This window comes from Empedobacter falsenii (assembly GCF_019308355.1).
Taxonomy (GTDB): Bacteria; Bacteroidota; Bacteroidia; order Flavobacteriales; family Weeksellaceae; genus Empedobacter; species Empedobacter falsenii_B.
In genome coordinates, this window is sequence record NZ_JAAGKM010000028.1 from 25,112 (window position 1) to 34,493 (window position 9,382).

The 9,382-nt window shown below is 32.3% G+C and carries 6 protein-coding genes; all 6 read left to right on the forward strand.

What is annotated here, in order from left to right; all coding sequences use genetic code 11:
* The first annotated feature begins 60 nt into the window (after positions 1 to 60).
* The 6 genes from G0Q09_RS10930 to G0Q09_RS10955 all read left to right on the forward strand — a co-directional run bounded on the left by G0Q09_RS10930 (position 61) and on the right by G0Q09_RS10955 (position 9,257).
* Entirely contained in the window at positions 61 to 453 is a 393-nt protein-coding gene (locus G0Q09_RS10930; RefSeq protein WP_219034890.1) for a type III secretion system chaperone family protein, read from the forward strand.
* A gap of 12 nt (positions 454 to 465) precedes the next feature.
* Complete coding sequence (locus tag G0Q09_RS10935; protein ID WP_219034891.1) at positions 466 to 1,170, forward strand: PspA/IM30 family protein; 705 nt, start codon at positions 466 to 468, stop codon at positions 1,168 to 1,170.
* A gap of 69 nt (positions 1,171 to 1,239) precedes the next feature.
* Positions 1,240 to 1,437, forward strand: a complete 198-nt coding sequence (locus tag G0Q09_RS10940; RefSeq protein ID WP_125350043.1) for a DUF4177 domain-containing protein — start codon at positions 1,240 to 1,242, stop codon at positions 1,435 to 1,437.
* Positions 1,438 to 1,456: 19 nt separating this feature from the next.
* The gene (locus G0Q09_RS10945; protein WP_125350042.1) at positions 1,457 to 2,149 is read left to right on the forward strand and encodes an OB-fold-containig protein; all 693 of its coding nucleotides are present in this window, start codon (positions 1,457 to 1,459) and stop codon (positions 2,147 to 2,149) included.
* Positions 2,150 to 2,248: 99 nt separating this feature from the next.
* Entirely contained in the window at positions 2,249 to 4,333 is a 2,085-nt protein-coding gene (locus tag G0Q09_RS10950) for a flotillin family protein (protein ID WP_219034892.1), read from the forward strand.
* Positions 4,334 to 4,418: 85 nt separating this feature from the next.
* Positions 4,419 to 9,257 (forward strand): DNA repair ATPase, encoded by a 4,839-nt coding sequence (locus G0Q09_RS10955; protein ID WP_219034893.1) that lies wholly within the window; start codon positions 4,419 to 4,421, stop codon positions 9,255 to 9,257.
* Positions 9,258 to 9,382 lie beyond the last annotated feature (125 nt).

The following is a 9,382-nucleotide window of genomic DNA, read 5'->3' on the forward strand; positions in this document are numbered from 1 at the left end:
ATTTTAGCAAATTGTTTAATTTTATGGAAACAAATTACAAAAAACACTAATAACAACAAAATGAATTATTTTTCGAAGATTGAAAATTTTATTCAAAACATCAATTACACCATCACTTACAAAGACGAAAAAGAGGGTGTTTTTATGATTGAAAATTTATTGGATGGTGTTCAAAATCTGATTGTAGGGATTGCACCACCTGTTATCATTTTCGAGTTGTATTTATTTACAATTACAAATGATAATCTGGAAATGCTAAAAGCGTTGTTGATGAAAAATCGCGATATCATTCATGGTGCTTTTGCAATAACAGAAGACGGAAAAAAAGTTATTTATCGTTACACACTTCAAATTGCGAATCTTGATCAAAACGAATTTGAAGCAACGTTAAATTCTTTGAGCTTATTGATGAGCGAATATTCTGCTCAATTAATCGAATTTTCTAAACAATAAAACAATATCACTATGAATATTTTCAAACGTATTTTTAGAATTGGACAAGCGGAAATACATTCGGTTGTCGAAAAAATGGAAGACCCAATCAAAATGACAGAACAAGGAATTCGCGAAATGCGCGACGATCTTAATCAATCATTAGAGGCTTACGCAAAGGTAAAAGCAATGGCAATTCGTTCGCAAAATAGCGTCGACAAAAAGAAAGAAGAAGCTGCAGATTATGAACGAAAAGCAATTCTTTTGTTAGAAAAAGCTGAGCGAAATGAAATTACAATTGAACAAGCCGAAAATTTAGCGAAAGAAGCTTTGAGCTTAAAAAATCAATTGTTAGAAGAAATTACTGAATTAGAAAATCAAGTGATTATTCATGAAAAATCTGCAAATGAAGTGCACAAAAACGTTGAGGTTCTTAAATTCAACATTAATAAATGGGAAAATGAATTAACAACATTAAAAGCTCGTGTAAAAGTTGCTGATGCCACAAAACAAGTAAACAAACAAATGGCAAAAATTGATGCGAATAGCACAATTAGTATGTTAGAAAGCATGAAAGCCAAAGTAGAAGAAGACGAAGCACTTGCACAAGCTTACGGAAGTTTAGCGGACAATTCGAAAACCGCTGATGACGAAATTAACGAAACCTTGAAAGGTGATTTGATTCAAAATGAATTAGAAGCTTTAAAGCTAAAAATTCAGTCGAAAAATCAAGAATAAATCACTTTTTATAGTGAATTATTTCTATAAAATTTTTAGTAAATTAATCTCTTTTAAAAAATCAAAACTATGGCATCTAAATATGAATACAAAACAATAGAAATAATGCCTAACGCTGGCTTATTTTCTATCAAAATAGATAAAACATTTTTGGATGATTTACTAAATAAATATGGAAATGAAGGCTGGGAATTAATCACTTCCACTCCGCTTTCCATCAACAGCACAACGAAAATTATTTATTATACATTCAGAAGAGCTATTTAACATTAAAAATTAACACTAAATGACCGAAATTTTAGACCTTCTTTTTAATCCATTGGCCAACGGAATTATGACCATTTTGATGGGATTTTCTCTTGTCTATTGGGTATTTCAACTGTTAGCTGGTGACGGAATTGATCTTGGAACAGATTCTGATTTTCATATCGGAGACATCAATGATGTTGATGCCCACCACGAAATTGACGCTGATCACGATGCTGATGCAGACGTGCATCACGAACCAGGTTTTTGGGCAAAATGTTTAGAATTCATCAATGTTGGTAAAGTTCCGTTAATGGTGATTATTACTTTGTTCAAATTTATCAGTTGGGTGATTACCATTATTTCTTCGATTGTTTTTGGATTAAGCAAATTAGGATTGTATTCAGTTTTAATCTTAATTCCGGTTTTCATCATCGCTTATTTTATGATGCATTGGATCACTAAACCATTAGTTAAAATGTATTCAGAATTAGGTTATCATGGAGAAGAAGAAACTGATTTTATCGGAAGAGTCGGAAAATCAAAATCTAAAATCACAGGAGATAAAATAGGCTCTGCGGAATTTCAAATCGAGAAAGATATTATTACGCTTAACATCAAAAGTCAAAATGGCGAAGAAATTAATTTTGGAGATACCATTATTATCACCGACGAATCGCCTTCAAATCATTATTATTTCGTCATCAAACATATAACCTTAAACAACATTTAACACTATTATGACACTAATATTTCAACTTACTTCGTTTCTTATCGAAGAAATTTTAATCTTAATTATTCACTAAATCAATCAAAATATAATAAAAATCTCATGACAAATTTTATTCTTTTAGCAGTTGGTGTTATCGTTTTCATCTTTATTGCTTTCATCGTCGTTTTAAGCGTTTTCTATAAAAAAGTTCCGCAAGGAAAAGCCATCGTTCGTACTGGTGTTGGTGGATCGCAAGTAGCTTTCAACAAAGGAATGTATGTAATTCCTGTTTTCCACAAAATGGAAATTATGGACATTTCGATTAAGAAAATTGATATTACTCGTCAACAACACGATGGTTTAATTTGTAAAGACAACATTCGTGCAGATATCAAAGTTGCATTTTTTGTTCGCGTTAATAAATCGGTGAATGATGTAATCAATGTTGCACAAAACTTAGGAACAGAACGAGCATCAGAACCAGAAACATTAAAAAGTATTTTCGAAGCAAAATTCTCAGAAGCTTTAAAAACAGTTGGAAAAAAATTCGATTTTATCGAATTATACGAAGCTCGTCGCGAATTTAGAGATGAAATTTTAAATATCATCGGAACAGACTTGAATGGATATATTTTAGATGACTGTGCGATTGATTATTTAGAACAAACTGAATTACAATTCTTGAGCCCTGATAATATTTTAGATTCGGAAGGTATTAAAAAAATCACGGAATTAACGGCTCAACAAAATATGAACGCCAACTTAATTCGTCGTGAAGAAGAAAAAGTAATCAAAAAACAAAACGTTGAAGCGCGCGAAGCAATCTTAGAATTAGAGCGACAATTAGCCGAAAAAGAAGAGCGTCAACGCAGAGAAATCGAAAATATAAAAGCGCGCGAAGAGGCAGAAATTGCAAAAGTTCGCGAAGAAGAACGTCTAAAAGCTGAATCTGTTCGTATTACAACAGAAGAGCAATTGGCGGTACAAGAAGAAAATAAATTGCGTCAAATTATTATCGCAGAAAAAAATAAAGTTCGTACTGATGCAATCGAAACGGAACGCGTTGAAAAAGATCGTGCATTAGAGCAAACAGAACGTGAGCGAATTGTGACTTTAGCTCAGATTGATAAAGAAAGGTCTATCGAAGTTGAGAAGAAAAATATTCAAGGCGTTATCAAAGAACGCGTTCTTTTAGAAAAAGGCGTGATTGAAGAGCAACAAGGTGTGAAAGATGTTGAAGTTTACCGTGAAGTTGAGCGTCAGAAACAAGCCGGAATTATTGCTGCATCGCAAGAAGCGGAAGAGCGTTTAATCGAAACTGTAAAAGCTGCGGAAGCGGCAAAAATTGCGGCAGAGCAAGAAGCTGCTCGTCAAGTTATCGAAGCAGATGCACAAAAACAAGTTGCAGAACGCAAAGCGCAAGAGTTATTAATTGATGCGGAAGCTAAAAAAGAAGCTTCTGCAAAAGAAGCTGAAGCTCGTAAAATAATTGCTGAAGCACAAGCAAAAGAAGAAGCTACAATTGGTCTATCTGAAGCAGAAGTAATGGTTGCAAAAGCAGAAGCAGAAGAAAAACAAGGAACTGTAGAAGCATCTGTTATCGAGAAAAAAGCAGAAGCGTTACGTAAAGAAGGCTTAGCACAAGCAGAAGTTGTTCGTGAAAAAGCATTAGCAGAAGCAAAAGGAATTGAAGAAAAAGCAGAAGCTATGAAGAAACTGGACGGTGTTGGAAAAGAGCACGAAGAGTTCAAACTTCAATTACAAAAAGAAAAAGATATCGAATTGGCTCATATCAACATTCAAAAAGATATTGCTGGAGCCCAAGCTGAGGTGTTATCAAATGCATTGAAATCTGCGAAAATTGACATTGTTGGTGGAGAAACAATGTTCTTCGAAAATATTGTGAAACAAGTTTCGAATGCAAAAGGTTTCGATCATTTAATCGACAATTCGAAACATGCAACAGATATCAAAAATGCATTGATTGACGAAGATGGCGGAAGCGATTTAGCTGGAAAAGTGAGAAGTCTTGCCGATAAATATGGCATTTCATCAAACGACATCAAAAACTTAACAATTACTGCGGCATTAATTAAATTACAGCAAGCTGCTTCTGCTTCTGGAAACAGCGAAGACACAGGATTTATAAATTCTCTTTTCGGAATTGCGAATCAGTTAGGTGTTTCAAATAAAAAAATAGGTTAATCCATTAAACAATAATAGAGTGATTGAATCTATTCGTTTCAATCGCTCTTAATTACAGTTTAATCACCTTCTAGATTTTAATTTAATGCAAGAAGAAAAAAATATTAACGTTACCGAAACGCTTGATGCAGGCGCGTACGAAATCATCCGAAAAAGACTTCTTACACAAAAAGATTTTCTTTCGGAAAGATTAACGAAATTGAATGATGCTCGAAAAGAAGTCTTCAATTCTACCAATTTTGCATTAAGCGCAAACCAAAGAATTACGACAGAAAATACATGCGTCGCACGTGGAATTATCGCGTTCGATAAATTGTGTATTTTTGGTTACAACGTGCATTTCGGTTTACGCACAGACATTCAGTTGAGCGATGTTTTTAGTATTTATCTGTTTCAAGAAAATCAATTTATTCCTCAACCTCTCGACTTAATAAACGATCAGAATTTCTTTACAGATTTTCAGAATTTATATAAATATTACCGCGATTCTATCTTTTCTAAATTTCGTAGAACAGATAATTATCTATACATGGTTTTCCAAACCAGTAAAAGCGCACAAGATTTGAAAGCGTTTAAATGGTTAATCAAAGACGGAAAATTAATTTATCAAGATGATCGCAGCATTCACGAAGTAAAAAAAGCAGATCAATTTGATTTTGAATGGCAAAAAACTTCTATCGATGATCGTCGATTAGGAAAGTTTCCACATATTTCTATTTTAGATAAGATTTTTATCGAAGCAATTGGTGGTGATATTACTTTTAAAATTGAAGATAATACGGATTCAGGAAAAGGAATTTTCACTGAAAAAGTGACACATTTAGATCAACAATTAGACGATGCCGAATATTATTATGCCGATTTAGGAAATCTAATTGCGGTTAAAATAAAACCGTTTCAAGAAGATTTCAGAGCCTATATTTACAATGTTCGCACCAAAGAAGTTATCAACATTCCTGCACTTTTAGATGCAGCAGTTCTGTTACCCGATAATCAAGGTTTAATTTTTTCGAATGGTTATTATTTACAAAACGGAACGTATCATCTTTTCGATAATAATAATTTAGAGCATTTTCAATTTTTCCGTCGTGTAAATTCTCCGAACGGAGAAGATTTTATGTACATTTTCAATCAAGATGAAACCAATACATACATTCTTTTATCGTACAATATCATTCAACAAACTGTGGAAACACCTATAGTTTGTAATGGTTTTACGATTTTTAAAGATGGAAGTTTAATTTATTTCCGCACCGAAGAAGAAGCGACAAGACATCATCAAGTTCAAATTTGGCAAACACCTTATGTTGAACGTTTGATTGAAAATACAGAGAAAACAAATCATCCATTATATAAAATTGGGAACAAAGACATTGTGAAAGCAATGGCTGAATCTCAGGAGGTTATTCAATTAATCAACAAAGAAGATTCGTACGAAGGTTTATACGAGGACATTGTAAAAAAAGCGAATAATATTGTAGATGGCTATTTTTGGATTAATGATCAAGAGACTTTTGAGCTTGCTGTTCCTTTATTAGAAATAAAAACAGTTGCCAATACAGCGATTGATGAATTTGCTAAAGTTCAAATTCAGAAAAAATTTGCGCAAGAAACCTTAGAAAAAACGGAAGAATCGATTGAAGAAATCGTTTTCAAAGTAAATAGCACAACGTACAATCAATTGGATTTATTGGTTGAACATTTAGCTGAGGCTCGTAAAATTCAAGGAAAAGTTATTGATTTACGTTCAATTCGCTACATCAATTTAGAGCGTGTTCAAGAATTAGAAAACCGATTGCAAGAGGTAAACGAAAATTTATCAACCAAAACAATTGAGTTTCTTTTATTGGATGAAGCACTAATTCCATACGAAGAAAAAGTTGCTGAACAGAAAAACTTAGTAGCTTCTATCGAAAAAGTCATTGATGCGAAAGTTATCGAAGAAGCCTGTCTTAAAATTGCCTCAGAATTAGAATTATTGATTGATATTCTGAACAGTTTAAAAATTGAAGACGCAACACAAACAACAAAAATCATTGAGAAAATCTCGGTTATTTTTGCTTCGCTTAACGAAGTTCGTGCCCAATTAACACGTCAAACTTCTGCGTTAAAAAGCAAAGAAGCTGTTGCAGAATTTTCTGCTCAAATCACGTTGTTAGAACAAAGTGTGGTTAACTTTTTAGAATTATCAACAACTGCCGAAAAAACGGAAGAATACAATACAAAAATAATTGTTCAACTTGAAGAATTAGAAAGTAAATTTTCTGATTTTGATGATTTCGCCTTGAAAATTGCAGATAAGCGCGACGAAATTATCAAGGCATTCAATTTGAAACGTGAACAATTAGTTGAACAAACCAACAAACGCACCAATTCATTAGAACAAATTGGCTTGCGCGTCTTGAAAAATATCGAAAATAAAGCCAAAACTTTTTCTGAGAAAGAAGAAATTTTAGCGTTTTATTCTTCGGATTTAATGATTGACAAAATGCGTCAAATCATTCAAGAATTGAAGGATTTAAAAGATGTTTCGAAAGCCGAAAACCTTGAAAATCTATTAAAAAAATCGCAAGAAGATACGCTTCGTGTTTTACGAGATAAAACTGAACTTTTTGTTGATGGGCAAAATATTATTGCGCTTGGTCAAAATAAATTTACGGTCAATACGCAGCAATTAGCGCTGACATTGTTGAATCGTAACAACGAATTATTTTATCATTTAACAGGTACAAGTTTCTATCAAAAAGTTAAAAACGATGAGATTTATCGTTACCAAGATATTTGGAACCAAGAATTTGTTTCGGAAAATCAATTGGTTTATCGTGCTGAATATTTAGCTTATCAAGCTTTTTTAGCAAGAAATGAAAACGATTTTGATGCTGAAAAATTTATCAATCAAATCATTGAACAAAATTATTCGGAAGGTTATATAAAAGGCGTTCACAATTTTGATGCGTTTCGAATTTTTACTGAATTGGTCAACATAAATTCGAAATTAGATGTGTTGCAATTTGATGCGCCAACTCGTACAACTGCTCAAATTTTTTGCCATTCTTTAGAAAAGAATTTGCAAGATAAGTTGAATGCAATGATTAATTCGGCTCAATTAATTTTGAAAAATTTTCCGAATTCAACTCGATTTGAAAATATTCTAAATGAAATCAAATCGCTTTTTGAAAATTGGGAAACTGAATGGGATAAAACAATAACAACTTCAGAAAAAGTTGCCAATTATTTGTTTAGAACTTTCACAAAATATCAAGCTTTTTCGATGAGTAATGAAGCTGAAAATTTTCGAAAAGAATTCATTAATTACTTAGAGAAAAATAAAAATTCAGATGATTTTAATGCGTTGATTGCAGATGAACAATTTTCTTCAACCGAAAAATTTTACTTGATCGAAAACTGGATTCATTCTTTTATCGATGAAAATGAAAATTTTTCAACTTACAGAAATGTTGTAAATGAAGTAGCAACGATGTTATTGTTTTCTAAAGATAAATTTCAGTTAATAAATGGAAATTCATCTATTATAATTGAAGATTTAAAAGGAAATCATACCGTAATAATTGATGGTATTTATACACAAAATTATCATGAAATCATTTCTAAATTAGAGCATTTTTCAACTGTTGATGTTCCAAATTTTAAATCATTCCAAAAGTTAAAAGAAGAAATTTCGAAAGCTTATGAAAAGGATTTAAAAATCGCAGAATTTGAACCAAAAGTTTTAACATCATTTGTTCGAAATAAATTAATCAACGAAGTTTATTTTCCTTTAATCGGAAATAATTTAGCCAAACAATTGGGAACTGCAGGCGATAACAAGCGTACTGCACGAATGGGAATGTTGTTGTTAATTTCGCCTCCTGGTTATGGAAAAACGACGTTGATGGAGTATTTAGCAAAAACAATGGGCCTACATTTTGTGAAAGTAAATGGACCAACAATTGGACATAATATTACATCAATCGATCCAATAGAAGCCAAAACTTCTGGAGAAAGAGAGGAATTAAAAAAGATAAATCTTTCGTTTGAAATGGCAGACAATGTAATGTTGTACTTGGACGATATTCAGCATTTGAGTGCCGAATTTTTACAGAAATTTATTTCATTAGCCGATGGACAGCGAAAAATTGATGGAATTTTTGAAGGAGAAAGTAAAACCTACGATTTACGCGGAAAACGTTTTTGCATTGTAATGGCAGGAAATCCATATACGGAAAGCGGCTCTAAATTTCAGATTCCAGATATGTTGGCTAATCGTGCTGATGTTTATAATTTGGGTGATGTAATTGGTGATACGGAAACGTTGTTCAATTTAAGTTTGATTGAAAATGCAACAGGAGATAATCCTTATTTGGATAAAATTGCTTCAAAAAGTTTGACAGATTTTTACAAGTTAACAAATTTTGTAACCGAAAATCAAGAACAACTTCCGGATTTGGAAGGCAATTATTTGAAACAAGAAATTGATGATTTTATTGCAGTTCTAAAACATGTGATTAAGATTAGAAATATTGTCGTAAAAGTCAATCAAAATTATATTTCGAGCGCAGCAATGCAAGATGATTACAGAACGGAACCGCCTTTCAAAATGCAAGGTTCGTACAGAAATATGTCAAAATTGGTTTCGAAAATTGTTCCAATGATGAACGAAAAAGAAATTAACGAAACTATTTTAGCGCATTACGAAAGTGAATCGCAAACATTGACAACAGATACAGAATCGAATTTGTTGCGATTAAAAGAAATTGCAGGTTTGATAACTGCTAAAGAAAAAGAACGTTGGGAAACGATAAAAGCAACCTTTGTAAAAAATAACAAACACGGTGGCTTGAATAAAGACGATAAAGTTTTTGCTCAATTGCTCGAATTCAATGAAAATTTGGAAGGAATTATCCAAGCTATTTTGAAAAAATAAAGGACTGTCTCTTAAAGTGTGTAAGTTCAAAAATTAAGCTTGGGTTAGGTTCTACTTTTTAGAGTCTAACCCTTTCTTGATATAGGATTAAAAATTGATCAATAATAACTCCCCAGTTTCTTACT

Bases quoted from the DNA above. Each gene is read 5' to 3' on its own strand.
- G0Q09_RS10930 (WP_219034890.1), top strand. From the start codon at position 61: ATGAATTATTTTTCGAAGATTGAAAATTTTATTCAAAACATCAATTAC.
- G0Q09_RS10935 (WP_219034891.1), top strand. From the start codon at position 466: ATGAATATTTTCAAACGTATTTTTAGAATTGGACAAGCGGAAATACAT.
- G0Q09_RS10940 (WP_125350043.1), top strand. From the start codon at position 1,240: ATGGCATCTAAATATGAATACAAAACAATAGAAATAATGCCTAACGCT.
- G0Q09_RS10945 (WP_125350042.1), top strand. From the start codon at position 1,457: ATGACCGAAATTTTAGACCTTCTTTTTAATCCATTGGCCAACGGAATT.
- G0Q09_RS10950 (WP_219034892.1), top strand. From the start codon at position 2,249: ATGACAAATTTTATTCTTTTAGCAGTTGGTGTTATCGTTTTCATCTTT.
- G0Q09_RS10955 (WP_219034893.1), top strand. From the start codon at position 4,419: ATGCAAGAAGAAAAAAATATTAACGTTACCGAAACGCTTGATGCAGGC.